28 protein-coding genes are annotated in these 26,474 nt (G+C 42.1%); 14 read left to right on the top strand and 14 right to left on the bottom strand.

The features are described from left to right. Positions 1–68: 68 nt before the first annotated feature. The 4 genes from purU to IEV39_RS16035 all read left to right on the top strand — a co-directional run bounded on the left by purU (position 69) and on the right by IEV39_RS16035 (position 2,995). Positions 69–932 carry a formyltetrahydrofolate deformylase gene (purU, locus tag IEV39_RS16020; protein WP_005226672.1) on the top strand — a complete coding sequence of 288 codons (864 nt, stop codon included), beginning with the start codon at positions 69–71 and terminating at the stop codon, positions 930–932. Between the two features lie 208 nt (positions 933–1,140). After that, complete coding sequence (locus IEV39_RS16025) at positions 1,141–1,935, top strand: energy transducer TonB (protein ID WP_005280614.1); 795 nt, start codon at positions 1,141–1,143, stop codon at positions 1,933–1,935. A 33-nt stretch (positions 1,936–1,968) separates the two neighbouring features. Further along, positions 1,969–2,589 carry a MotA/TolQ/ExbB proton channel family protein gene (locus tag IEV39_RS16030; RefSeq protein ID WP_004774288.1) on the top strand — a complete coding sequence of 207 codons (621 nt, stop codon included), beginning with the start codon at positions 1,969–1,971 and terminating at the stop codon, positions 2,587–2,589. A 1-nt stretch (position 2,590) separates the two neighbouring features. Next, complete coding sequence (locus IEV39_RS16035; protein ID WP_005226674.1) at positions 2,591–2,995, top strand: ExbD/TolR family protein; 405 nt, start codon at positions 2,591–2,593, stop codon at positions 2,993–2,995. 48 nt (positions 2,996–3,043) lie between these two features. Here the strand turns inward: IEV39_RS16035 and msrA are convergent, their stop codons facing one another. From msrA to thyA, 5 genes are all read right to left on the bottom strand, one after another. After that, the gene (gene msrA, locus IEV39_RS16040) at positions 3,044–3,568 is read right to left on the bottom strand and encodes a peptide-methionine (S)-S-oxide reductase MsrA (RefSeq protein ID WP_005226675.1); all 525 of its coding nucleotides are present in this window, start codon (positions 3,566–3,568) and stop codon (positions 3,044–3,046) included. 106 nt (positions 3,569–3,674) lie between these two features. Then, positions 3,675–4,151 (bottom strand): META domain-containing protein, encoded by a 477-nt coding sequence (locus IEV39_RS16045; protein WP_005280608.1) that lies wholly within the window; start codon positions 4,149–4,151, stop codon positions 3,675–3,677. A 127-nt stretch (positions 4,152–4,278) separates the two neighbouring features. Next, positions 4,279–5,334 (bottom strand): Lnb N-terminal periplasmic domain-containing protein, encoded by a 1,056-nt coding sequence (locus IEV39_RS16050; RefSeq protein ID WP_005280605.1) that lies wholly within the window; start codon positions 5,332–5,334, stop codon positions 4,279–4,281. An 18-nt stretch (positions 5,335–5,352) separates the two neighbouring features. Further along, on the bottom strand, positions 5,353–5,862 hold the full coding sequence (locus tag IEV39_RS16055; protein ID WP_005280603.1) for a dihydrofolate reductase: 510 nt from the start codon (positions 5,860–5,862) through the stop codon (positions 5,353–5,355). A 20-nt stretch (positions 5,863–5,882) separates the two neighbouring features. After that, positions 5,883–6,725: a thymidylate synthase gene (thyA, locus tag IEV39_RS16060; RefSeq protein WP_005280599.1), complete on the bottom strand. Its 843-nt coding sequence runs from the start codon at positions 6,723–6,725 to the stop codon at positions 5,883–5,885. A gap of 172 nt (positions 6,726–6,897) precedes the next feature. Here thyA and IEV39_RS16065 point away from each other — a divergent pair, with 172 nt between their 5' ends. Further along, positions 6,898–7,722 (top strand): YwqG family protein, encoded by an 825-nt coding sequence (locus IEV39_RS16065; RefSeq protein ID WP_005280595.1) that lies wholly within the window; start codon positions 6,898–6,900, stop codon positions 7,720–7,722. A 49-nt stretch (positions 7,723–7,771) separates the two neighbouring features. Here the strand turns inward: IEV39_RS16065 and IEV39_RS16070 are convergent, their stop codons facing one another. From IEV39_RS16070 to IEV39_RS16080, 3 genes are all read right to left on the bottom strand, one after another. After that, positions 7,772–8,347, bottom strand: a complete 576-nt coding sequence (locus IEV39_RS16070; RefSeq protein ID WP_005226682.1) for a xanthine phosphoribosyltransferase — start codon at positions 8,345–8,347, stop codon at positions 7,772–7,774. An 88-nt stretch (positions 8,348–8,435) separates the two neighbouring features. Further along, positions 8,436–9,140, bottom strand: a complete 705-nt coding sequence (locus IEV39_RS16075) for a DUF3108 domain-containing protein (RefSeq protein ID WP_005280592.1) — start codon at positions 9,138–9,140, stop codon at positions 8,436–8,438. Positions 9,141–9,336: 196 nt separating this feature from the next. Beyond that, entirely contained in the window at positions 9,337–10,017 is a 681-nt protein-coding gene (locus IEV39_RS16080) for a hypothetical protein (protein WP_005280587.1), read from the bottom strand. Positions 10,018–10,260: 243 nt separating this feature from the next. Between IEV39_RS16080 and IEV39_RS16085 the strand changes: the two genes are divergently transcribed. Further along, positions 10,261–11,148, top strand: coding sequence for an energy transducer TonB (locus IEV39_RS16085; protein ID WP_005280584.1), 888 nt, complete (start codon positions 10,261–10,263; stop codon positions 11,146–11,148). 287 nt (positions 11,149–11,435) lie between these two features. Then, the gene (locus IEV39_RS16090) at positions 11,436–13,610 is read left to right on the top strand and encodes a TonB-dependent siderophore receptor (protein ID WP_005280581.1); all 2,175 of its coding nucleotides are present in this window, start codon (positions 11,436–11,438) and stop codon (positions 13,608–13,610) included. A 69-nt stretch (positions 13,611–13,679) separates the two neighbouring features. Here IEV39_RS16090 and IEV39_RS16095 read toward each other — a convergent pair whose 3' ends face one another. From IEV39_RS16095 to miaB, 4 genes are all read right to left on the bottom strand, one after another. Next, entirely contained in the window at positions 13,680–13,979 is a 300-nt protein-coding gene (locus tag IEV39_RS16095) for an antibiotic biosynthesis monooxygenase family protein (protein ID WP_005226696.1), read from the bottom strand. Positions 13,980–13,990: 11 nt separating this feature from the next. Beyond that, on the bottom strand, positions 13,991–14,476 hold the full coding sequence (gene ybeY, locus IEV39_RS16100; protein ID WP_005280578.1) for an rRNA maturation RNase YbeY: 486 nt from the start codon (positions 14,474–14,476) through the stop codon (positions 13,991–13,993). A gap of 299 nt (positions 14,477–14,775) precedes the next feature. Further along, complete coding sequence (locus tag IEV39_RS16105) at positions 14,776–15,849, bottom strand: PhoH family protein (RefSeq protein ID WP_032870775.1); 1,074 nt, start codon at positions 15,847–15,849, stop codon at positions 14,776–14,778. A gap of 40 nt (positions 15,850–15,889) precedes the next feature. Next, positions 15,890–17,341 (bottom strand): tRNA (N6-isopentenyl adenosine(37)-C2)-methylthiotransferase MiaB, encoded by a 1,452-nt coding sequence (miaB, locus tag IEV39_RS16110; protein WP_005226701.1) that lies wholly within the window; start codon positions 17,339–17,341, stop codon positions 15,890–15,892. A gap of 299 nt (positions 17,342–17,640) precedes the next feature. On the opposite strand from miaB, the gene IEV39_RS16115 reads away from it, so the two are divergent. The 4 genes from IEV39_RS16115 to IEV39_RS16130 all read left to right on the top strand — a co-directional run bounded on the left by IEV39_RS16115 (position 17,641) and on the right by IEV39_RS16130 (position 21,817). Further along, on the top strand, positions 17,641–19,548 hold the full coding sequence (locus IEV39_RS16115; protein ID WP_171067862.1) for a lytic transglycosylase domain-containing protein: 1,908 nt from the start codon (positions 17,641–17,643) through the stop codon (positions 19,546–19,548). 44 nt (positions 19,549–19,592) lie between these two features. Further along, positions 19,593–20,261, top strand: coding sequence for a ribonuclease T2 family protein (locus IEV39_RS16120; RefSeq protein WP_032876211.1), 669 nt, complete (start codon positions 19,593–19,595; stop codon positions 20,259–20,261). Positions 20,262–20,428: 167 nt separating this feature from the next. Continuing rightward, positions 20,429–21,415 (top strand): malate dehydrogenase, encoded by a 987-nt coding sequence (locus tag IEV39_RS16125; protein WP_005226708.1) that lies wholly within the window; start codon positions 20,429–20,431, stop codon positions 21,413–21,415. Between the two features lie 156 nt (positions 21,416–21,571). Beyond that, positions 21,572–21,817, top strand: a complete 246-nt coding sequence (locus IEV39_RS16130) for a DUF2789 family protein (RefSeq protein WP_005280568.1) — start codon at positions 21,572–21,574, stop codon at positions 21,815–21,817. Between the two features lie 22 nt (positions 21,818–21,839). Here IEV39_RS16130 and IEV39_RS16135 read toward each other — a convergent pair whose 3' ends face one another. Continuing rightward, on the bottom strand, positions 21,840–22,367 hold the full coding sequence (locus IEV39_RS16135) for a hypothetical protein (protein WP_005280565.1): 528 nt from the start codon (positions 22,365–22,367) through the stop codon (positions 21,840–21,842). 64 nt (positions 22,368–22,431) lie between these two features. Continuing rightward, a complete protein-coding gene (locus IEV39_RS16140; RefSeq protein WP_005226714.1) occupies positions 22,432–23,043 on the bottom strand; it encodes a 2OG-Fe(II) oxygenase in 612 nt (203 codons plus the stop codon). 444 nt (positions 23,044–23,487) lie between these two features. Here IEV39_RS16140 and IEV39_RS16145 point away from each other — a divergent pair, with 444 nt between their 5' ends. The 3 genes from IEV39_RS16145 to IEV39_RS16155 are packed head-to-tail and all read left to right on the top strand — an operon-like array spanning position 23,488 to position 26,293. Then, positions 23,488–24,345 (top strand): 23S rRNA (adenine(2030)-N(6))-methyltransferase RlmJ, encoded by an 858-nt coding sequence (locus IEV39_RS16145; RefSeq protein WP_005280560.1) that lies wholly within the window; start codon positions 23,488–23,490, stop codon positions 24,343–24,345. A gap of 38 nt (positions 24,346–24,383) precedes the next feature. Beyond that, complete coding sequence (pssA, locus tag IEV39_RS16150; RefSeq protein WP_005226718.1) at positions 24,384–25,217, top strand: CDP-diacylglycerol--serine O-phosphatidyltransferase; 834 nt, start codon at positions 24,384–24,386, stop codon at positions 25,215–25,217. Between the two features lie 17 nt (positions 25,218–25,234). After that, positions 25,235–26,293, top strand: a complete 1,059-nt coding sequence (locus IEV39_RS16155; protein WP_005280557.1) for a DUF6670 family protein — start codon at positions 25,235–25,237, stop codon at positions 26,291–26,293. Positions 26,294–26,474: the final 181 nt, after the last annotated feature.

Below are 26,474 nucleotides of genomic sequence, written 5' to 3' on the forward strand. Positions count from 1 at the left end.
CAGGGGCAAAAAAGGGTTAGAATGCCCGGCTTGATTTTAATTTGATTCGAATAAGTGATATTAACCAAATGAACACGACTACAGCCCACACAGCGCGATTACTGATTACTTGTGAAGACAAGCCGGGGATCGTGCAAGCCGTATCGAGCTTTTTGTATCATCAGGGAGCAAACATTACCGCACTTGATCAGTACGCAACAGAAGCTCAGGGCGGGCGTTACTTCATGCGTGTTGAATTTGAACTTGATAATTTGCCATCTCGTAAAGAAGCGCTTATGCAGACTTTTGCTGTAAATGTGGCTGAACGTTATGAAATGCAATGGAAAATGAATTTCGTTGGCGAGTTGAAAAAAGTCGGTATTCTGGTGTCGAAAGTTGACCATGCTTTACTAGAACTGTTATGGCGTCATGCGCGTGGTTCATTACCATGTGAAATTACCCAAGTGATTTCAAACCATCCAGATTTGCGTGAAGCGGTTGAAAACTTCGGTATTCCTTTCCATGTTGTCCCAGTAAATAAAGACAATAAAGCTGAAGCGTATGCTCAGATTGATGAAATGATGCAAGGTAACGATTTATTGGTGTTGGCGCGTTACATGCAGATTCTCAGCGAAGACTTTGTTGCGAAATGGGAAATGAAGATTATCAATATTCACCATTCATTCCTGCCTGCTTTCGTGGGTGCAAATCCATATAAGCAAGCCTATGAGAAAGGCGTGAAACTGATTGGTGCAACAGCACACTATGTGACGGCTGATCTCGATCAAGGCCCGATCATTGAGCAGGACGTTGAACGTGTGAGCCATGACTATAACGTTGAACAGCTGCGTGAGTTAGGTGAAGACGTTGAACGTAATGTCTTGGCACGTGCGGTGAAATGGCATTTAGAAGACCGTATTATTGTAGATGGCAATAAAACCGTAGTGTTCTAAGAAACGCTATCCTGCCGTTGTATAAAAAGAACATGCCGTCAGGCATGTTTTTTTATGCCTATTTTTCAAAGCTTAGCAAATATACAAGAAAAAATGGTTGCAAATGAAAACACTTCTCATTTATTATTACGGCACTTTCATTGTTCTATCCGATGAGTGAAATCGCTTTTTTGAAAGCCTCACCATCTATATAGGTACTTAGATTCTTATGAGTCAATCTCCTGCTACATTCAACACGCCACACCCGATGAAAAAGAAAATCATCACTGCCTTAGTTGCGGTTGTGATTGGACATGTAGGAGTTCTGTGGGCGGTTAGCCACATGAAAACGATGGAGCTTAAGCCCGTCGAGAAAGAGCCGTTAAAAGTACGTTTTTTAACAATTAAAGAAGATGTACCACCACCGCCACCTCCTCCTGCAAAAGTAGAGCCGATCAAGCCTAAAGTAGAGTCTAAACCTGTAGAGAAGAAGGTAGAGCCAAAACCTGTTGAAAAGCCAAAAGTTATTGCCCAGAAAGTACAGAAGGTAGAACCAAAGGTGATTCAACAAGATGATACGCAAGAGAAATTAAAGAAACAGCAAGAGTTGGAAAAGCAGAGATTAGAGCAGCTCCAGCGGGAACAAACGTTAAAAGAGCAACAGGCTCGTGAACAGGCGTTGAAAGAACAGCAAGCCCGTGAACAAGCGCTTAGAAATCAAAGAGCAGAAGAGGAGGCCCGAAAGAGTCAGCCTGCTGCGCCTGGTGAAGTGTCTTGGTCTAGAAAACCTGCGCCTGCTTATAAAGATTCGGATTTAGAGGGTAGTGAGCGGACAATTATTGTACATATTGAAGCTGAACCCTCAGGCAAAATTTTGAATGTAACGGTAAAAAAATCAACAGGATTACCGAAATTAGATGACATCGTACTCAAAGCAGTACGAAGAGCGAAATTTAAACCAACTAAAGATGGGCGAGCTATTAATGGGGATCTCCCATTAGAGCTGGTGAAGAGTTCCTCTTAGCCTTTTGTAGCAGATTAAATCAGGAGTTCGTATATGAACTTTTCAGTTTATTGGCAACATGCAGATGCAGTAAGTAAGACACTGTATTTCATCCTATTAGCAATGTCGATTGCAACGTGGACTATTTTCATTCTGCGCATTTTAGGAACACGCCAGTTAAAACAACAGGCTTATAATCAACTGGTGCAAGCTTTGGCTGCGCTAAAATCAAAGTTACAGCCTTTATCGTTTGAACAACGTAAAGCTGTCGCTGAACAAGCATTACTTCGCCAGATCTCTGCTGAGAAATCTCAAGCAGAAAAAGGGGTATCCGTACTTGGAACAATCGCTTCATTGGCACCGTTTGTGGGTTTGTTCGGTACAGTATGGGGAATTTTCCATGCGCTTGTTGCGGTAGGTAAAAGCGGACAGGCTGGTTTGGCTCAGGTAGCAACACCGGTCGGTGAAGCCTTGATTATGACCGGTCTAGGCCTAGCCGTCGCGATTCCTGCAGTGATGGCGTATAACATCTGTGTACGTTTCAATCGTGGCCTGGCACATGATTTACAAGATCAGGCACATAGCCTGTTAATCGATACCATGTTGCAGCAAGAAACAGCGGCAAAAACAGAAACTAAAGCGACTCAACAAAGTTTAGTTGGAGGTCAAGCTTAAAATGGGCTTTCAATTGGGTGAAGACCACGACAGTGGCATGAATGAGATGAATCTCATTCCTCTGATCGACATTATGTTGGTATTGATGATTATCTTTTTAGTCACAGCAACGGTTGCTAACCCATCAATTCCATTAAGTTTACCAAAAACAACGGCTGAAATTGTTGATCCGCCACCAAAAGCAATCACTATTAGTATTAATGACAAAGGTGAAGTGGCTTGGGATGCACAAATCATTAGCCTGGATGAGCTAGAGAAGCGTTTCCAAGAAGCGGGTCAGGCACAGACAAAACCGACGGTGCAGTTACGTGCAGATAAAGAATCAAAATATGATACGGTTGCACAAGTCATGTCGCGTGCCAGTGAAGCCGGCTTAAGTGATATTGCGTTTGTAAGTGAAAACTAAAGTGTGATCGTAATAAAAAAGCAACTCGGTGAGTTGCTTTTTTTATGTCTATTCATCTTTAAGCAGGTCAAGATACTTAGCGCGGAGTTTAGACAGCTTAGGAGGAATACTGAAGTTGCAGTAACCTTGAGACGGGTTACGGGCAAAGAAGTTCTGGTGATATTCCTCAGCCGGGTAAAACGTCGGTACCGGACTGAGCTCAGTCACAATATTCAGCCCTTCATCTTCCAGACTTTGAATGACCTGTTCAGCTTGCTGCTTTTGCTCATTATCGAAGTAATAAATCACAGAGCGATATTGGGTGCCAATATCATTACCCTGACGGTTTAATGTGGTTGGATCATGAGTGGTAAAGAATACATTCAACAATTGGGTATAGCTGATCTGCTGTTCATCAAAATCAATCAGGATGACTTCGGCATGTTGTGTATTGCCCTGACAGACCTGCTCGTAGCTTGGGTTTTGGGTAATGCCGCCGGCATAGCCACTCACCACTTTTTCCACACCTTTCAGTTGTAGAAATACGGCTTCTACACACCAAAAGCATCCACCACCTAACATTGCCTGTTGCATATAACTCCCCGATTTTTAATTTTAAGCATGCCACTAACTTAAACGAACTACCCAAAAAGTAAAAGCCCGTGTTTGAAACGAGCTTTTACTTTTTATAGTAATCGCGTTAAGGAAGCGGCTGGATGACTGTTACGAAGCTGACCAGTACTTTGCCTGATGCATCCATAAATTTAAGCTCATGGCCTTTCAGTTCATAATTGGTGGTACTGGCCAAAGCATTTGCATATTGGCGAGAAAGGGCACTGTTGTCCTTGCCGATACATGCCATCATGGTTGAAGCAATTGGGCCTAGGCGTAAGATTGAACCTTGGCTTTCAAAAGTCCCCTGAATCTGGTTACAGCCATCTGCACCAAAGAAACGCTTGCCTTGAGCATCGAACTGAATGGCTGGATGTTTGCCAGAAAGATCATTGCTTTTAATCTCCACACCATTGATATGGGTGGCGATCCAGTTACGGTTATAAAGACCGATGCTTTCTTTCTGAGAAGCGTTTGGTGAAGTCTGGAGAGATTCTGTGGCTGCACAACCCGTCATTGCTACGGCAATTGCCAAAGTACATGTTGTTAAAAAAGGCTTTAACATAAGATTTTAAATCCGAATCATTGTGTTTCTATAAGTGTTTATTAAAAGAAAACAACATGGAGTAGCGCAGGATATTCAGTATCCTTTTGTAAATGTTCAGATACTTTTAATGAAATTAGTGGAAAAATCACTCAACTTTCGGCAAGCCTGCGCGAATTACATCCGAAAAATACTCGCTACTTTTATTGGACTGCTGATCGTACTGTTCAGCACGTGGGTTGATATGTGCCAGACGATACCATTCATTGATGCTGTAATTCTGGTTAAGTGCTTTCAGGTCGTAAAGATAGTTGGGCAAATACCCTGAAGCCAGTAAGCGATAATCTTTCGGTAATTTTTGTGGGTTAATGGCCTGAACCATATCAAATACCAGCGTAGTGCAGTTACTGGTTAGGGTGTTGTACCATTTTGCTTCACCGCGGAGCTCATCAGCCTGCTTCAGATATTCAATAAACAGCGCTTTGCGCTCGGCTGCAGGCATTTTGACCGGAAATAAATACACCTGTTCATGACGAATATTACTGCGTGTATACACAATATCTTTTTCATCTGAAGCGACTAGGCTGAGTTCATATTTACGAAAAAAACCGCCAATCGCAGAAAAATCTTCGCCTTTCTCTTTGCGGATCTCAATCGAAAATACCAAAGGCTTTTGATCGGCAAAATCAAAGCTGACCAGTGTATGGGCTATCTGTGGCCCCATCCAGTAAGAAGTGATGACATTGATCCCGGTAATTTTGTTCAGATCAATGTTTCGGTCTTCCCAGCGAATGTCATACGTCCCGTCCGCATGCCAGTCAAAGTTACGGACCTTGTGCAAGCTAACCAGATCGCCTTGTTTGCTATAGCTGAGCTGTTCGGCAACTTCTGGATTCCAGTCACGGTCTTGTCTGGCTTCGATAGAGAAATACCAAAACAGTGAGCAGGCAAAGGCAACGCAATAAATAATGATATCAGTACGGCGGCTGATGAGATGACCGCTGAAATATACACCCAGCAGGCTCAGTGCAAACAGGCTCCAGAGTACAATTGTCACCCGGCTAAAGAAGGTGCCGAGCGGTTGTTGAATCCAGAGCGCAAGGCAAAGCCAGACACTGGAAAGAACCACGCATAAGGTGAATAGACCGTGTAAAAGTCCGATCCCTAAGGCAATAAAAAACTCACGTGATCCTATGTTATGCATGGCAACTGCGATCCATTATTATTTTTGGTAGGTCGCAAACTCGAAAGCGACACCAGACTTCTCATCGCGATGTTGTTCTGAGTTTACTTTGTGAAAATCCTCAGAGAGTTCTGGATAATGTGCATCGCCTTGAACATCAAGTTCCACATGGGTTAACTCTAGGCGATCAGCAATACTAAGGGTTTGAGTAAAAATCTCTCCACCCCCAATAATAAATAAAGAGGCTTTTTCAGCGTGTTGTGCATCTGTAAGTGCGCCGTTTAATGCCTCTTCGATGCTGTGTGCAACTTTAACCCCTTCAAACTGCCAAGACGGATCACGGGTAATCACCCAGTTGACACGATTGGGAAGGGCACGACCCATAGATTCAAGGGTTTTACGACCCATGATCACCACACCACCTTGTGTGATCGCCTTGAAGTGCTTGAGATCAGCCGAGATATGCCACGGCAAAGCATTGCCTTTGCCGATACAGCGATTTTTATCCATCGCAACTACGTGAACAACTTCAGTGCCTTGCCATGCCATTTTATATTCTCTCTAATCTTTTAAACTGCAACGGGTGCTTTAATTGCTGGATGTGACTCATAGCCAACAATTTCAATATCTTCAAATTTAAAATCAAAAATATCGGTAATTTCCGGATTTAACTTTAATTCACAGAGTGGCAATGGTTCGCGAGAAAGCTGTAATTGGGCCTGCTCAAAATGGTTGGCATATAAATGCGTGTCGCCACCTGTCCAGACAAAATCACCGACCCCTAAACCGCACACTTGCGCAATCATATGGGTCAGTAAGGCATAGCTGGCAATATTGAAGGGTACGCCTAAGAATACATCGGCACTGCGTTGGTACAGCTGGCAGGATAATTTGTTATCTTGGACAAAAAACTGGAACAGGGTGTGACAAGGCGGCAAAGCAACTTTACCTGCTTCATTCGGATTCCAGCCAGACACGATCAAACGACGTGAGTTTGGATTGGTCTTGATTTCATTCACCAGCCATTTGATCTGGTCAAAACCATCTTGCTGATAGCTGCCATCTGCATTCTGGGTTGCGCCAAAGTTACGCCATTGGTGACCATAAACAGGGCCAAGTTCGCCTTCTGGACGGCCAAAGCGCGCCGTTTGCTCAGCCGTTGCCCATTCATCCCAGATCGTGACTTTGTTGTCTTTGAGGTATTGAACGTTGGTATCGCCTTTGAGGAACCAGAGCAGCTCGATCACGATGGAACGGAAATGTACTTTTTTGGTGGTCAGTAATGGAAAACCTTGTGAAAGATCAAAGCGCATCTGATGACCGAATACTGAACGTGTTCCTGTTCCTGTACGGTCACCTTTGTCGCCGCCATTGTCGAGGATATGTTGTAAAAGGTCTAAATATGTACGCATCGTCATTCCTATCGCAGATTTTGCTCGGGCTCATCTTAGCAGAATTTATGTAATAAATAAGGGGGGCAGTTAAGCGTCATTAACTGTCGTGGTACAGACTTTGTTCTCTATTTTAATTTAGCTGCTTGTTTTATATTAAGTTCTATAAATAACGACAGAGACAATCAACAAAATGAATCTTCAAGCCGAGCATTTACCGCATACTTTACATCCATACCTAGAAAAAATTTCAGCCACTATTCTGCCAACAGTTACGATGCAACTCACAGCAAGTGATAACTTAAGCTTATGGCAAAGTAAGATTGGGGGAGATCCGTATTTACCTTTGGATAGCGCTTATCCAGTCGATTCTAATGGCAATCCGTTGGCCTTGTTGGCGCAGTTTAATTTTGCTGAAATTCCAAGTTTACCCAATTTTCCAGACCAGGGAATTTTGCAGTTTTATATTGCAGCCGATGATTTGTATGGAATGAATTTCGATGATCAACAGCAGCAATCGGACTTTAAGGTCTTATATTTTGAGCAGGTGATTGCAGATCCATCGCAATTAAAACAGGATTTTTCCGAGCTTGAGTTCAATGAAGACACTTATTTGCCATTTACGGGACAATATTCGATTGAATTTAACCTCACTTCTCAGCCCATTAGCCTCGGTGATTTTGCCTTTGCACCGAAGATTTTAGGGGTTGAAGAGCTTTACGATTTTGAAGATCGATTCGAAGGTGGCGATTTCGAAGATGATTTTATTGAACCTTATGATGAAGTTGCTTCCGCAAGTGGACACCGTTTAGGTGGTTATCCTTATTTTACCCAAACTGATCCACGCCATTATAACGAAAAGGTGCAAGATTATATTTTACTTTTCCAGCTGGATACCGATGATGCCGAAAACGAAATTATGTGGGGCGATTCAGGTGTGGGGAATTTCTTTATCCATCCGGAAGATTTAAAGAATAGAGACTTTTCTAAAGTGCTATACAATTGGGATTGTTGTTAAATAAAAAAAGCGGATGAATTGCCATCCGCTTTTTTCTCGTTTTTGAATCTTATTCAGTCACAAAAGTTACTTTGCCGTCTGCTAAAGATTTAACACGAGCTAAGGACTCAACGCGGTAGCCTTTTTCAAGCAATACGTCGCGACCCGGCTGGAATGATTTTTCAATCACAATACCAACGCCAACCACTTCTGCGTTAGCCTGATGAATTAGGTCAATAAGACCTAAAGCTGCCTGACCATTGGCAAGGAAGTCATCAATCACTAGCGCTTTATCGCTTGAGCTGATGTGCTTGTTCGAAATCGCAATGGTGCTTTCAGTTTGTTTGGTAAACGAGAACACTTTAGAACGGTAAAGGTCGTCTTTGAGTGTTAATGACTGGTATTTACGGGCGAAAATAACAGGAACGCCAAGTTCTAAACCTGCCATGATTGCAGGTGCAATACCTGAAGCTTCGATGGTAATAATTTTAGTAATACCTGCATCTTTAAAGCGAGCGGCAAACTCTTTACCAATCAGCTGCATTAACACAGGATCGATTTGGTGGTTTAAGAAAGCGTCAACTTTCAACACCTGATCAGATAGAACGATACCTTCATTTAAGATTTTCTGTTCTAAAGCGTACACGGGAGAATCCTCTAAACGGATGCTTGTTCAAGCAAAGGCATATTTTAAAAAGCATCAAAAAAAATGCAAGCCAAAATTGACCAGTTGCTTAGTTTGTTTTACCCGAATAACCAGTTAATAACAGTCCGTAAGACGATTTTCCATCATTATGCGCCATTTTTACTGGCAGATAGTCAAGTTTTGGCGCTAACCAGAACACGGTATTACGTTCAGGTTTATCATGCTGCATGACCACTTTAATGGCATCGAATGTCCCATAAGGGGTCTTGATACTTTCAGTACCCTGTTTAACAAAACGACGTTCATCCAAAGCTTTGGCATCTGCAATCAAGTATTTGCTTTTCAGATAATTATTTTTCAAATCTTCACGAATTTGCAATTCGGCATTCAACTCATCCAGCGCGCCCGCCTGCCATGCAAATGAACGGCTCTGGTCATCCTTTTTGGTATTCACCACTTTACTGCTTGGGTTGAAATTAATATTCATTGTATTGTTGTGAATCAGGATCTTGCTGCTACGGCTGAAATTTTGTGAGGTAATTTTGTTATTGGCAAAATTAAACTGGCTGGTTTCAGAGGCAGACGCAATCGCACCAGCTTTGGCATTGAACTTATAGGTCCAGTTATTGCCTTGTTGGGAAAGGGTACGTGTTGCAGAACCCAGATTTTTATTGTTGTAGCTAAACTGATAGCTAGCCTGGAAAGGTGCCATCGCCAATGCATGACTAGATAAGCTTGCACTTAAAATGGCCGCAGAGGTAATACCCGCTACTTTCAAAAATTTCTTTGTCATAACATTCTATCCTCTGAGTGATCTGGATAAGTTAATCACTCATTTCAAACTACGATTGAACACTATTATGCTGCTAGATTGTGAAGAAAAGATCAGGCTTTTTACTAAGCGCTTGTTAATTTTTCGTATAAATCATGAAGTTGTGTATAGGCGTGGTATGGGTTATGGTGCAACATACCACCGAATAATCAATTTGTTACTGCTTAGGGTCTTTTTGCTGAATCGGGGTGACTTCAGTATCTTCCAGCCCATCTTCATCAAAGTCGTCATCGTTTGATGGCGACAGAATTGCAGCCAGATTAACATTGCCCCAGACGATTAACTCTGCTGGACGAACCCGGGCTCGGTTTACATGCACTTTGCTCAGCGTTTCGATAATACTGGCTTTCTTGCCAAGCCAGCGATTCAGGTCCAGATAAAGCAATTCATCCTTGACCTTGACGATATCAAAATGTTCCAGGATTTTACCTAGAGGATCTTCTTCACGAAATTTCTGGTAATACCAGATGGCAATATAAAAGCCCCATTTCTGAAAAATATTCTTGAATTTTGCTTCAATGACCTGAGTATTGCTGATCTGTTCAAACACCATCAGTTGTACGTTTTGATTCATTTCCATCTGAATCAATTTCAAGTCGACCGAGAGCGTGGTATGTAAGCCCTTTACATCTAGTGTGGTATATAAGCGTAACCAGCCATCATATAAATCGGCATGTAGGTCTTGCATCATGTCGACATTTTCTGTGACATAACGCTCCATGGTGGCATTCACAAAAACTTGTGAAAGCGAAAATTCTCTTTCTTCTTCGATGAATTCTTCTGCTTTTTGGTAAACTTTACGTAGACGTTTAAAAACGGACGAGATTAGCGTTTGCATAAAAGTTGTTCCAGAAAGTGAATTGATAGGTCATGCAATACCACGATCTTTGTATTAACTAAAAAATAAAAATAAATTTCTAACTTGCAGTGTAGCAAAATTAATTGCTACATTTTCATAAAATGATGTTATGGAAACACTGTAACTATAAGTGGATCACATTTTTGTAAATTTTTGAATATTGTTTGGGTTTTTATACGGTTATCACCGTTGGGGATGAGGCATTTTTGCCGCTTGAATCGCATGTGGAATAAAATAAATTTTCGTTCAGCGCTGTCTGGTTATTGGTGGCAAGATCCGCTTTTTGTAGGGGCGGTTGCTTTGGCGATGCTGTTGCATGGTGCTGTGCTGGCTATTCATTTTACCATGCCATCGCCTGCAGATACCTCAACCAAAGAAATTGCAGTCACTGTGCGTCCCAGTGCGGATAAAGTCAAAGAGGCGGATTTTCTGGCCCAGGCGGATCAACAGGGTTCGGGTGATTTCCGTCAAGCGCATCGTATGGCCAGTGATATGCCAGCGCCCATGCAGGCTGATGCGACAACAGGCGAGTCTACACTAGAAAGTCTGGAAAAAGTTCAGCAGAAACGTGAGCTCAAGTTTGAAGAAAAAGTATTAATGACAGTTTTAAGCTGGCAAAAACAGGCAGAACAAAGCGAACGTAAAAAGACTTTGGATGAGTTACAAAGCCAGTTTCAGGCCAAGGCCGCGATGGTAGCGAGCTTGGAAGCACAATATTTACAACGGCAGCAAAATTTTAGCCGCAAACAACGCATTAAAACGGTTGATGGCATTCAAGCCAAACAAGATGCATCCGCTGCCTATCTGGATAAGTTCCGTCAAAAAGTCGAATTGTATGGCAACCGTTATTATCCGGATGAGGCAAAGCAGCAACGTTTAGCCGGAGAAGTGCGTTTAATGGTGATTCTGAATGCGGAGGGCGGGATTCGGGCGATTCGTTTAATCGAAAGTTCGGGGCATTCCATTTTGGATGAAGCTGCTAAAGCGTCAGTGCGCCGTGGTGCACCATTTGGAGCATTTGATGCAGCGATGAAAAAGGATATTTCGGAGTTGCGAATTATACGGACTTGGCGTTTTGACCCCGTCGATGCAGAGTTTGAAGTGCATTGAAGTCAGGTATATTTTCTGATTGGAATTTATGATGATTAAAAACCAAATTAAATATATATAAAAATCAAATGATTATGTTTTTTAGTGAATTTTTTATAATTTAAATTAATTAAAAACAATAGTTTAAATTTATTTGTCAATTATTGAATTGATAATAAAAACAATTATCATTTGCGGTGTCTTTTTGTTAAATCTCCTTTTTGAAAATGAATGCATCCTTCTTTAAATTTTCGGGGGGAAGGATATGCATGTTTTCAAATGCACTTCCCTTTATAAGGACATATTTCATGCACCAAGATCCGACTTTGAGCCTGTTTAAAGCGCACCCGCTTGTATTGGCGATGGCAACAATTATTTTTCCATCATTGGCTTTTGCAGAAAGTAAACCATCTAATGACACTGCACAGTTGCCAACGATTACAGTCAAAGCTGAACAAAGTGATCGGGCAAAGACCGAAGGAACTGGAAGTTACACAGCTAAAAGTACCAATACTGCGACTAAATTTGATTTGTCTTTGAGAGATACTCCTCAAGCTGTGAAAGTTTATACACGTGAATATTTGGATGACCGAAATATTGATTCTTTTCAAGATTTCATGAGTAATGTCACGGGAGTAACTGTTTCTCGTACAGATGAGCGTCAAAGTTATTTTGCCCGTGGCTTTCAGGTGGATTATCACCTGATCGATGGCATGCCAAGTACATCATCACTTGCAGAAGGTGATTTGGATTTGGGAATCTATGATCGCGTTGAAGTCGTCAAAGGAGCCAATGGCTTAAACTCGGGCGCAGGTAACCCTTCGATGGGAATAAATATGGTACGTAAACGTGCCAATGCCAAAGAATTCACAGGTAATGTGAATGCATCTGTTGGGTCATGGAATCGCTATACTAGTTCTGCGGATCTTTCGAATGCATTAAATGCAGATGGTTCTTTACGTGGGCGAGTTTATATAAAGCACTCAGATGAAGACTCCTTCATGGATTTCTTCTCAAGAGAACGTAATATTGTTTATGGTGCAATTGACTATGATGTTACGGATAAAACAAATTTATCCTTTGCAGCGACCTATCAAGAATTAAATCGTGATGGAATACGTTGGGGAGGCTTACCTGCTTTTTATAATGATGGGACGCGGACCAAATTTGATCGCTCTCTAACAGTGAGTTCAGACTGGACGTACTGGAATGTTAATACAACAGCAGTTTTTGCTGGCTTAAAACAGAATCTTTTTAATGATGTAAATTTAAATATTGCCTATTCCTTTCAGCGAAATGATAAAGAAACCGCCTTACTTTATATTGATGGCAAGGTTGATAAGGCAACTAATAAAAGTCTAGGTTCTGTTTCAGTGTATTCGTCAGATGCTCGTAATGATGAAAATAACATTGATATGTATATATCAGCACCTTTCACCATTGCAGATCGTAAGCAAGAAATTATATTGGGTGGTTCATGGAATAAAAGTGAATTGGTCAATAGTCGTTATGGAACCATTCAAGGAAAGGACAAAGGAACAAATGATCTGGATATTGATAAATGGAAACAACTCGATTTTTCCGATATGAATACCAAGTTGCTTACTCCTATTACCAATCCACAGAAATTGCCAGGTAATACAACGACTCAAACAGGTGTTTATATTGCAGGTAAATTCCAAGTGCTTGATCCATTAAAAGTGGTGGCAGGAGCAAGACTGTCGAACTGGGAATATGAGTCTGAAGATGGTAAGGGGAATCGTGAATTCAAAGATCAAGTCACGCCTTATGTAGGGCTTGTCTATGATTTTGCTCAAGATCATTCTTTCTATGCAAGTTATACCGATATTTTTAAACCGCAAAATCGTCGTGATGTAAATGCGAATTACATTGATCCGATTATTGGTCGAAATTATGACACAGGTATAAAAAGTGAATGGTTTGGTGGCCGCCTAAATACTGCGCTTTCTATATTCAGAATTGAACAAAGTAATTTTGCTGAGGAGCTCTCAGGCGTAACCGTTATTGGTGTTAAACCTGATGAAAAAGCATATAGAGCTGTTGATGGGGTTGTTAGTAAAGGGGTTGAGCTTGAAATTGATGGTGAAATAAACCAGAACTGGGGCGTGAATTTTGGTATCGCAAACTTTGAAGCCAAAGATGCTAAAGATCAGAAAGTAGCAGTCAATAGTGCTCGTACCACATCAAATTTATTTGTTAAATATAAAGCGGAACAATGGAATGCAGGCTTTGGTGTAAATTATAGAGGAAAAACTTATACGGGAACTGGTGCCAGTTTGATTGAGCAAGATGAGGTTTTCTTGCTGAGTGCAATGTTGGGTTATAAAGTTGATCAAAATATCAGTGTGCAACTTAACTTAGATAATTTATTAGACAAAGAATATTATGATGGTATTGGTGCAAATAGTATGAACTATGGAGCGCCACGGAATGCAACATTGACTTTCCGCTACCAATTCTAAAATTGAATCAATAAAAAAACGGCTAGATTCAGCCGTTTTTATGCGGTTTGTGGATAAGTTTGTATTTATTCACAATTCCTTTTGACTGGAATAGGCTCGTTCAATCTTACAGATTTCAACGCTAAAGTCCTGATACCATTTTTGTTGACCCAAGCGCTGGGCTACTTGATGTTCTGCATCTTGTTGCCAACGTTGAATATCTTCAAGGCTATGCCAATAAGACAGGGCAATTTCAAAACCATTTTCACTGCATGCTTCAAACTTGGCACAGTTAAACTGGCTCAAGGCTTTATGTCTGAGCATTTGGGCCATGTCTGAATACGTTGCATCAAGTTGTTTGATCGTGGCTTTAAAAATAACGATATACATAGGACCTTGGATTAGCTTTCATCGGCTTGGTAAGGATTGGCGATTCCCAGTTTTTTCAGAATCTCGATTTCCAAAGCTTCCATCTCTTCAGCTTCAGCTTCGCTGGTCTCATGGTCATAACCGAGTAAATGTAAAACGCCGTGGACCAGTAAATGATTGAAATGATCATTTGGTGTTTTTTGCTGTTCAGCGGCTTCTTGTAAAACCACAGGAATACAAATCACCAAATCTCCTAAAGGCTCTGCATCGAGTAAGCTGAGCATTTCCTCTGGGATGTCACTGGGGAAAGACAGCACATTGGTCGGTTTGTCTTTTTCACGATATTGCAGGTTGAGTTCATGGCTTTCTGCGATGTCGACACAGGCAATTCCGATTTCGCAATTGACATCGAAACCGACATGACGCAGTGCAGTTTCGATATTTTTTTTGATTTGCCCACGTTTGAGTGGCAATTCAGCAGCTTGAAAGTCTTGTTGAAGACTTAAATTGATTTTCAAAATAGATCCTTAGATATAAATTAGATCTACGAACTTAGATTGAGTCTAAGAAATGTAGATAAAGATCATGGTGGAATCTTGCCACATTCTCATCCATTTGCTGGATAAGCCTTCGGCGCGACCTACTTTTGTTTTGGCAAAAGTAGGCAAAACCTGATTTTACATTTATTGTAACGTTAGATCCGCATCCTTCATTCACAGCATAGCTGTTCATCTTGCGCTCAGACAAAGCATAGCTTTGTTTATCTTCGCTCAGGTTGCGAATGACAGCTCCCAGTATCGAATTAGATTAATATTATTTAATGCTGGGCATCAGCTTTCTCATCATTTTCTGCAATCAGTGCTTCTTGTTTGGCTTTGCGTTCGGCGCGGGCTTCTGCTGACAAGCGTTGCTGCTCATTATCCCAACCTTCGTAAGCTTCAACAATTTTTTGTACCAGTTGATGGCGCACCACATCACGTGAGTGGAAACGGGTGATATGAATTTCGTGCACATTTTCCAGTACACGTAAGGCTTGTGCCAAACCGGATTGCTGGCCGCGTGGCAAGTCAACCTGAGTCACGTCACCGGTGATCACGGCACGAGAGCCAAAACCTAAACGGGTCAGGAACATCTTCATCTGTTCAGGGGTGGTGTTTTGCGCTTCATCCAAAATCACGAAAGAATGATTCAGGGTGCGTCCACGCATGTAGGCGAGGGGAGCAACTTCAATCACTTGACGTTCAATCAGTTTGGCTACTTTTTCAAAACCCAGCATTTCATACAGGGCATCGTAAAGCGGACGCAAGTACGGGTCGATTTTCTGGGTCAGATCGCCGGGTAAAAAACCCAGCTTTTCACCTGCTTCAACCGCTGGGCGAACCAGCAAGATGCGCTGAATCTCATTGCGTTCCAGCATATCAACCGCAGCAGCAACCGCCAGATAGGTCTTACCTGTCCCGGCAGGGCCGATACCGAATGAGATATCACTTTGTAAAATGCGTTGTACGTAACGTTTTTGATTGGCACCACGTGGGTTGATTCGCCCTTTGCGGGTCTGCAACCAAACACTGTCAAGGCCAGTATGTTCCTGTTCTGAATCATCCATGAGTTCACGGTCGGTCTGTGAACCCTGGATCATCAAATGAATGACATCGGCACTGATTTGTGAGGAAATTTCTGATTCTTGATAGAGCCGTTGCAATAGTGCTTCGGCTCTTTCGACCGCTTCTATATCACCATCGAGATAAAAGGCATCGCCACGGTGAGTAATTTTGACATCTAAACGTTGTTCGATTTGTTTTAAATGCCCGTTATACGCACCGAGCATGCTTTTTAAGCGTTCCAATTGAATCTCAGGGAACGTTACTGTACGTCGAATCGCTGCAGTCAAGATAAACCCTTTTTGTTGCTTTGTAGGAATAACCCTTACATTACGCCACGTCAGGTTCAAGATTCAAGAGTTCTCCGTAAACTAAATTTAAAGTTTTGATTTCGGTGATCTCGATCTCTGCGAAACGACCAACCCACGCGGCATCACCGATAAAGGTGACTAAACGTGTATTGTCTGCGGTACCGATTAAAACATTCGGGTCTTTATCCGACACTTTTTCAATCAGCACGCGTTCAATTTTACCGAGCATGGCATCAGTTTTATCGATACTCGATTTCTTAATCACTTCCTGAACTTGCGCAAGTCGATCTTTTTTCACTTGCTCAGGTGTGCTATCCGGTAAGTCCGATGCAGGGGTGCCCGGACGTTTTGAATAAACAAAGCTATAAGAGTGATCGAAATCTAAATCTTTAATGAATTGCAAGGTTTCAGCAAAGTGTTCATCTGTTTCCCCCGGGAAACCGATAATGAAGTCACTGGATAAATGCATATCTGGACGTACTTTGCGTAGCTTGGCAATTTTATCAATGTACACATCAATGGTGTGGTTACGTTTCATGGCTTGCAGTACATCGTTCGAACCACTTTGTACTGGCAAATGTAGATGCGAAACCATTTGCGGTAAATCACGGTAGCACTGAATCAGATCATCTGAAAATTCAAGCGGGTGAGAGGTGGTGTAGCGTAGACGACCGATTCCTGGAATCTCTGCAACCAAGCGCAATAATTCAGGGAAGGTACAGATGCCACCCTCGAAGGTTTCACCGCGGTAACCATTCACGTTTTGACCGAGCAAGCTGATTTCACGAACCCCTTTTTCAGCTAAACCGGCAATTTCAGCCAGCACGTCATCCAGAGGACGAGACACTTCTTCACCGCGTGTATAAGGAACCACACAGAAAGAACAGTATTTAGAACAGCCTTCCATGATAGAGACAAATGCCTTAAAGCCTTCGACACGTGGTTCAGGCAGGAAGTCGAATTTTTCGATATCCGGGAAAGAAATATCCACCAGTTTGATTTTTTCTTTCTTTGGCTTTTCTACTTGCTCGTTATGCTGATCCAGCATTTGTGGCAAACGGTGCAAGGTTTGCGGGCCAAAGACCATGTCGACATAGGGTGCGCGTTTTTGAATGTTGTCGCCTTCTTGAGAGGCAACACAACCACCGACACCAATCACCAGATCCGGATTTTTTTCTTTAAGTTTGCGCCAGCGGCCTAAACCACTGAAGACCTTTTCTTGGGCTTTTTCACGAATCGAACAGGTATTCATCAGCAGAATATCCGCATCATTCGGGTTGTCAGTGAGCACATAACCGTGTGAATCACCTAATAAATCTGCCATACGATGACTGTCATACTCATTCATCTGACACCCTTGAGTTTCAATATATAACTTCTTAATTGAAACATCAGCGGTGTGCATGGGCTGGGTAACAGTGTTTTCTGAGGCAGCTTTTACAGCACTGGGAATGAATGTTTGAACCGTCATGCAGGCTCCTAAACAAGGTGGATTTAAATAAACCGCGGATTATAGCAGTATTTTTGCTTGTGCGCAGAGAATAAAAAACTGACAAAAATGGACAGTTTGTGAATAAAATTGTGTGAATTTTAATGAATATGAATCAGTAATTTACATAACACAACAATAGTGAGAAGCTAGACTTATTACACTATGTAAGCAGGCAAAATTGGGCATAGATATTGATGAAGATGAAAAAGCAGTGTGATTTAATAACAACAGGAAGACGTAAATCGAATAATAAGAACAGTTTCCGTCGTTTTATTGCCATGAGTGGAATGATTGCCTGTTCATCGGTCTATGCTTTGGATGAACAATTCAATGACGCCCTACGTGCTGCCAGCTCAGGTAACACGGCTTTGCTCGATCAATACCAATATTCAATGCAGAATGATGCATTGGGTTATTATCCAGAATACTGGAAACTGAATACTAATCTCGGCTTCCAGCCTGCCACCTCGATTATCAGTTTTGCTCAGCGTTATCCGCAATCCGCAATGGCTGAGAAACTCGCGGCCGATTATGTCGAAGAAAAAGTCAAACAGGCCAGCTTCGCCGATGCCAAGCCCGTACTCAGTTATGTCACCAATCCTGATCAGGAAGAAAGTTGTGCGGTAGCACAAGTGCGTGCCAAGACGGGCGATAGTCTGGTTTTTGCTGAATATAAAGACATCTGGCTGACCACCAGTACCCAACCTGAATCGTGTAATGGCTTGGGTCGTTTGATGCTGTCTAGCCCGTTAATGAGTACTCAAGATCGTCAGCAACGTTTGTGGGGACAATTGCGCGCAGGTCAATCTGGCCCAGCAATTGCGACAGCTCAAACCATGGGCTTGAATCTTTCGCTGGCTCAGTTTAACCAGATTCAGGCCAATCCATTGGGCTATTTATGGAGTGCCCCTAAGTCCAACGATGCCGATTATGCTTATCTGATTTTTGCGCTCGGTCGTGTTGCCGATAGTGACTTAACCAATGCTTTAGGTAATGTGCAACGTGTTGTTCAGGATGTGCCTCAACCTGTACAGAAATATCTTTACCGCACCATTGGCTATGTCGGTGGTACCACTGTGATGAAAAACGGTTTTAACCGTGAAGTGCTTAATGCTTTCGATCAGAGTTATGGTTATCCATTTAGCCCGGAAGAAGCTGAAATCTACGCGCGTCAAGCGATTCGTTTCGGGGCCTGGGAAAGTCTGATTCGTGCCATTGATGCGATGTCGGTAACCCAAAAACAGGAAGATCGCTGGCAGTACTGGTTAGCACGTGCCTCTGAGCAACGTTCCGATGGTGGTTCCAAGCAGGCGGCTCAGCAGATTTATCGTAAACTGGCACAAGGTGGCGACGATTATCATAATTTGTTAGCCAAAGACCGTATCGGTGAACGCTATAACCATCAGCCTTATAATGAACAGCCGAGCGCTCAAGATACCCAGCGTCTAAACCAGAATATTCATTTTCGACGTGCCTTTGCGTTAAGAAATATCAATGCACCTGCAAACTATACCAACCGTGAATGGAACTGGGCCGTACGACAGGCTTATTTGCAACATGATGATGGTTTGTTGCTTGCTGCAGCAAAACGTGCGCATGACATGGGCTGGTATGATCGTGCCATTTATGCGGCTGACCGGACCACCTCTCGTCATAACGATACCTATCGTTATGCAACACCGCACCGCAGCAATGTCACCAGTCATAGTTACAATGCTGGTATTGATCCCGCTTGGGCATATGGTTTAATGCGCCAGGAAAGTCGTTTTGTGACCTCTGCACGTTCCAATGTCGGTGCAGGTGGCTTAATGCAGATTATGCCAAACACAGCAAAACTGATTGCACGCCAAATGGGTGAAACCTATAACCCTGCGGCATTAAGTGAAATGAATACCAATATTCGTTACGGTACCTATTACCTTTCTATGATCCAGAGTCAATTGAGTGGCAGTTCGGTACTGGCAACGGCAGGCTATAACGCTGGTCCGAATCGTGCCCGTCGTTGGCAGCCGGATAATCAGACCATGGCCGCAGATCAGTACACCGAAACCATTCCATTACTGGAAACACGTGACTATGTGAAACATGTCATGACCAATGCCACGCACTATGGTGTGGTATTGGGACAGGGCGCACAGTCGTTAGAAAAACGCATGAGTACTATACCTGTGCGCAATAGTCCTTAAACACACGAAGATGTTTAATTGAGATAATGAAGTTTTTGCATTTGATGAAAGCCGTCGACTTATTAAAAGGGAAGTGGATGAAAGCGATACAGGCATTGTTCTGTTATCTGGCCTTATCATTCGCTGCACCGTTATATGCAGCTGATAAACAGGATGTTGCCGGTTATGTCATGCATGTACAAATGACGCCTGCTGCCTGCGCATTTGATTCATCAAGACAAAAACAACGTAAATGTCTGGAAGGCTATTCGCTGACCATTGCAAGTTTGCTGCCTGAAGTGCCATTAAACCGGGATTGCTCGACCAAGACTTCTGCGAGATTGTCACCGTTACAAGCGAAAGTGGTTGCACGGGTTATGCCGGATGAAAATGCTCGGGTACAACTATGGCAGGATGTGGGCGGCTGTATGCCAATGAATGCCAGCCAATATTTTAGAACCATTATTAATTTCGCTGAACGCCTGAAAATACCGGCTGACTTGACCAGTCCAAATACCATTGAAGTACAAAAAGAAAGTCTGAGACAGCAATTTACCAAGCTCAATCCATCGTTGCCGCCAAATGGCATCCGCTTCACCTGCCAATCTTCAAAATTTAATTCGGTTTTGACGGAAATTCGGGTTTGTTATCAGAAAAATGGTCAATATAAACAATGTGCTAGCCATATTGTGACGGGCTGCCCAAGTGAGTTTACGATTAAAGGCAGTTATTAGGCTTTTACCTAGTTTGATTTGTATTTTCTATTAGACTTTCGTTGAAATTCATTCTCTTTTACATGCATATGCATTCGCTTTAGAGTACAATCTTTGCCGTTTATGATAATTCGGTTGAATAACAATAACGTTCAATCGTGCTAACGCATCTCATTGGAGAATATCACATGAAGCAACCCGTTCGTGTTGCCGTTACAGGCGCTGCTGGTCAAATTGGTTATAGCTTATTATTCCGTATCGCAAGCGGCGAAATGTTAGGTAAAGATCAACCAGTCATTTTACAATTGCTTGAAGTTCCTTTTGAGAAAGCTCAACAAGCGCTTAAAGGCGTGATGATGGAACTTGATGACTGTGCTTTCCCGTTATTGGCAGGCATGATCGGGACTGATGATCCTAAAGTTGCATTTAAAGATGCTGATTACGCGTTATTAGTTGGTTCACGTCCACGTGGTCCAGGTATGGAACGTGCTGACTTATTAAAAGTAAATGGCGAAATCTTCATTGGCCAAGGCCAAGCATTGAACGAAGTTGCAAGCCGTGACGTTAAAGTATTGGTTGTGGGTAACCCTGCGAACACCAATGCTTACATCGCAATGAAATCTGCTCCAGATCTTCCTGCTAAAAACTTCACAGCAATGTTGCGTCTTGACCACAACCGTGCGTTGACTCAACTTGCTCAAAAAGCAGGTGTTGCAGTTTCTGACATCGAAAACATGACTGTTTGGGGTAACCACTCTCCAACTATGTATGCTGACTACCGTTTCGCAACAGCAAATGGCGTAAGCTTAAAAGACAAAATCAACGATGCGGCTTGGAACAAAGATGTGTTCCTTCCAACTGTTGGTAAACGTGGTGCTGCGATTATCGAAGCGCGTGGTTTGTCTTCAGCTGCTTCAGCTGCGAATGCTGCAATTGACCATATGCGTGACTGGGCGTTGGGTACTAACGGCAAATGGGTCACTATGGGTATTCCATCTGATGGTTCTTATGGTATTCCTGAAGGCGTAATGTTCGGTTTTCCTGTAACCACTGAAAACGGTGAATACAAAATCGTTCAAGGTTTAGAAATCGACGAATTCAGCCGTGAGCGTATCAACTTCACGCTGAACGAGCTTGAAGAAGAACGTGCAGCGATTGCTGACATGGTTAAATAATTTATCAGTTTGATAAATTGAAAAAAGCACTCTCTATAGAGTGCTTTTTTTATACATGAATCACAAAAAACAACAAGAAAATATAGACATACCTAAGCATATCTGCTGGGTTTGCTGATAAATTATTTTGATCGGAAGCACTTATGGAGAATAACAATGTTTGAACAACAACCCACACTGGAACTTTTATTTGAGCAACTTGGGCTTGGGGCAGATGATGCTGCAATTGAAAGTTTTGTGAAAACGCATCAGCTCGGTGCTGATCAGAAATTGCATGAAGCCGAGTTCTGGAGTGCGGGTCAGCGAGATTTTCTAAAAAGTCACTGGGACAAAGATGATGACTGGGCCATTGTAATTGATGAGCTGAATCAGCAGTTGCATGTAGACAGTACCAAGTCATGATTCGATAAAAATAAAGCTCACATCAGTGAGCTTTATTGCGTAATAGGGTACTAAACCAGTCTTCTTTACGGACTTCAACAAAAGCGGGGTGAAGCTGTAGTAATTCCAGATCATGCTCTAGGCAAGACACATACTTTTTCAACCAGTGTCGTGTTAAGGCCTGTTCTTGCTTAACGGCAGATGCATAAGCCAAAAAGAAATAAATATCCAGATGCTCATGATGTGCCAGCGGTTTCAAGATCTGCTGAGTAATGAGGGCAAAACGTTGCTCTTTGGTCAGCTCGAAATAAATCATATAAGCTTTGGCTAAAGTCAACGACAGGTTGAGATACAGGCTTAATGGCATTTCCTCATATTCAATACGTGCCTGTTCAAGCAATACGATTGCTTCTTGCAAGAAATGCAACTGTTCCTGACGTACATGACTTATTACAACCAGCTGTAAACGCAGGTCTGCACGCTCTAAAGCAAGTTCAGGACTATTGTTCTCTAAAAAGAGTTGGTCAGTTTCACCAATGCGTGCAATGACTTGTTTAGTTTCGTTCGACATGTATTGATCCAGAATCGTCAGTTATGCCTAGGTATATAAGGCTGTTTTTAGCAATTTAAAGGGCTTAGCCCTGATTCCAGATTGAGCTTCCGCTACGTAACCATGCAGTAATCGACAGGCGCTGTTGTTTTGAACGTAGAACCTCATGTAATAAATCGCTCTGGAAAATCGCCAGACGATTAGGTGAGGGCTGGATAATATGCCATTGACCATTTTTATCCTGCAAACGTAATTGGCCGCCCCAGTCCTCTTGCCAGCTTTCATGCACATAGAATACGGTGGAAATCATCCGGTCATTTTTTTGTTGCGGATTGTCACGATGCAAAGCATAAAATTCACCGGCGTTATAGCAGGCAAAATGTGCTTCTACTTCTTTGATGCCGAGATAAAAGGCCTGATTTAAAGTTTGTGATAATACTTCTAAGGCCTTGAGATGCTGTTGGGCAATCGGTAACTGACCATCAATCCACAGGATATGGTCACTCCGGATATGACTGACCACACCATTTTGTACTCCCGCTGCTCTGAATTCCGCAAGATGAGAGGTGCATTCATGAACAAGAGAGTGTACATATTCATGTGAATAGACATCATCAATCACGGCAAAGCCAAATTCATTTAAATCATCCAGAATTTGCTCTAAATTCCATGATTCAGCAAGAGAGGTTGGTTGCATGGCACTCCAGTTTAGGATGGGTTGGATTAAAGTGCGATTTTAGACGATCACATCAACGCTAAAGAATAGTTGAGGGGTCGCTGATATTTCAACCATGCCTTGCGTTATAAGCTAAAACGACATAAACGAGGCATGGAACGTAGGCAATGGCGATCCCCTTGTCAAGTTTCATAACGAAGTTTAGGGCAGTTTTAGCTATAACCCTGAGCAAAAGCAAAGCATTGCTTTGATTGCAGTGCAAGGCGAAGCTCAAGGACTGCGACATTTTTTGCTGCTTCGGCGTTATGCTTTTCTTATTTAGAATGCTAAATTTCGAAAACCATGCCTTGTATCAGCTAAAAAATGTCAACAGTCGCAATGAGAGCTAGGGCTCGCAAGGTGAAATGTCATCGGCCCCTATTTTCATGTTAAACTACCTGCTGAATTGAGGAATAAATTGTCAACATGAATTACCGTCACCATTTCCATGCGGGTAACTTTGCCGATGTGATGAAGCATGTACTTTTGCTTCAACTGCTTGCTCGCTTAAATACGAAAGATAAACCTTATCGATATATTGATACCCATGGTGGTGCCGGTAAATATGATTTATCGACTTCTGAAGCACAAAAATCAGGTGAATTCTTAACGGGTATCCATCGCTTGGTCAAACTTGACGATTCGATTAAACGAAATGCACCGGAAGGTGTAAAACAATATCTTAAAATTGTTGAAGATATGCGTGCAGCTTCGGGCAAAGGTGCTTATCCAGGATCACCTTGGTTTGCGCTTGAAGGCATGCGTGAAACAGATAAAGCGACTGTGTTTGAAATGCAGCGTGACGTGTTTCAGCAATTATATTTTAATATTCGCGATAAACGTGCCGGCCTGCATGAGCGTGATTTTTATGAAGGTCTGATGGGGGTCATTCCACCAAAAGAAAAGCGTGGATTGGTCATGATTGACCCACCTTACGAAATCGAGCGTAAAGATTTCCCACAGCTGGTTGAATTACTGCAAACCGCTCATAAAAAATGGCCAACAGGGGTATTCGCTGTTTGGTATCCAATCAAAGATCGCGCGATGATTGACCGTTTTGAAAAGAAAATGTTGAAAACCGGTATTCGCCGTCAATTGATTTGTGAAATTTGTGTATGGCCAGATGACACACCAGTCGGTTTGAATGGTTGTGGTTTGTTGGTGATCAATCCACCTTGGAAATTCTCGGAAGATGCGGATCAGGCATTACAATGGTTATTTCCACATTTGCGTATGAGTGAAAATGGTGGACATGCTGCAGTGCGTTGGTTGGTGGGTGAATAACCCATCAACGTCCAAATATTCTTGAGGAATTGAAAATAATGACAAATTCTCTTAAACCTGATTCTGATTTAAATAAAGATGCCCATTCTTTTGATGGCATCACTTTTGAAGTAGAAGAAGAAGAGCATACGCACGAAGGACAAAAAGTGAAACGTCGTGGCATTTATTTGTGGCCGAATTTAATTACAACGGCTGCACTTCTTTCTGGTTTCTACTCAATTATTGCCAGTATGAATGGCAATTTTAACCAGGCAATCTATGCCATTTTCCTGGCTGCATTACTTGATGGTTTGGATGGACGCGTGGCACGTGCAATTGGTGCGCAAAGTGCATTTGGTGAACAATACGACTCACTTTCTGACTTATTGGCTTTTGGTGTGGCGCCTGCAATCTTGATGTATAGCTGGAGCTTGCATGACCTTGGGCGTATTGGTTTAGCCTGTTGCTTTATCTATACCGCTTGTGCAGCTTTCCGTCTAGCGCGTTTCAATGTACAGATTGGTGTAGTGGATAAGCGTTATTTTATCGGAATTGCCAGTCCGCTTGCTGCCGTTACCGTGATTTCATTAGTATGGGTTGGTCGTGATTTCCCGTTTATCTTTGATTTAAGAGATATTGTGATTCAGGTGATTAATTCGGTGGTCATGGTCGCAGTCGGTTTACTGATGATTTCGAACATCAAATACTATTCATTTAAACAAATGGATCGTAAACGTGTACCTTTTGTCGTGATGTTGCCTGTGGTCTTGATTTTTGCTGCAATCACGTACAACATTCCTGTAGGGATCTTGATTGTATGTATTCTCTATGTGCTTTCAGGCTTTGTAACGACTTTGTTTGCTAAAAAGAATGATGAAAAAATAACAACCTAAAATTCAGGAGGTTCAGTATGCCAATATTGATGAGTAATAATCAATTAAAGCAGCTGAACCTCAATAAGTCAGATGCTTTAACTTTTTACCCGCCTAAGGGATTATTTAAAATTGTTTATCAGGCCCTGATCCTGCCGAATTTGCCTGAGCCATTTCATTATTTCAATTTTATTAGCCTGATTGGGCAACCCCGTATTCCGATTTGCTATAACGCCAGTGCCATTACTACAACCGCGATTGATACGGCTACTGTTCTGGTCAGTAGCAGCGCATCCACGGTGGGGCATCTGAAAAGCTATAGTGCAAAAGAACAATGCCAGTTAGAAGTAGATCGCTATCAGTTTCTTGATGTTGATCATATTCAGGCCGATTTTCCTCATTATTATTTTAAACGGAATGATGAAGAACTCAGTTGTCAGCTCAAAGTGAAGATATGCACAGATATTGAAAATCACTCGGCTCTGCAATGGGGGGTGGCAGATTACTGGTATGTTTCTTGCCAATGTGAGGGTGAAATTGTCTATAAAAAACAAAAATACCAAATTGAAGCGCGAGGTGTCTTAAAACATGCCCGGGCGATTTATTTTCCTTTTATCGCTTTTCATTTTTTCACCTATCAAATTATTCAGATTCATCCTGATTTGCAAATCATCATGTCTGAACTCAGAAACCAATGGAATAACATTGTCTTTTCACGGATAGAAATACAAACAAAAGAGATCAATGTTGTCTATGAACATCAAGTCGTTCTGGATATCACCCGTGTATATCCGAAAGTCAAAACACCGAATGGGCGGGAAATGTATTTGCCACGAGAGTTTATTTGGCAGTACCAAGAAAAAGATGAAGTGATTTTCCAGTTACAAGCCAAAAGTCGGGGAGATTATAAGTTTGGTCTTGCTGCCGGATATGTAGGCAGCTTTCATTACCAGCTATTATGGAAAAATAAAAATTATGAAGGCACTGGATACTGTGAATATATCGATTGCAGACCATTACATTGGCAGGAAAAAAATAAAACCGAGCAAATAATCGACCAAATTCCGCATTTTCAGCCTTATTTGTGTAAAAAATAGACGCTTGGTTAAATTATTTAAATAAAAATAGAAAAGGGTGTTGCATTGGGTTAGGAATGCTGTAGAATGCACATCCATCGGCGGTGATGCAGATAAAAACTTGTTGATAAACAAGGATTTGGCTAAAATGGTTAGATTCTTGGATTGGTTGATAAGTTTGCTAAATATCTAAATTACCTGT

Source organism: Acinetobacter courvalinii (assembly GCF_014635545.1).
Taxonomy (GTDB): Bacteria; Pseudomonadota; Gammaproteobacteria; order Pseudomonadales; family Moraxellaceae; genus Acinetobacter; species Acinetobacter courvalinii.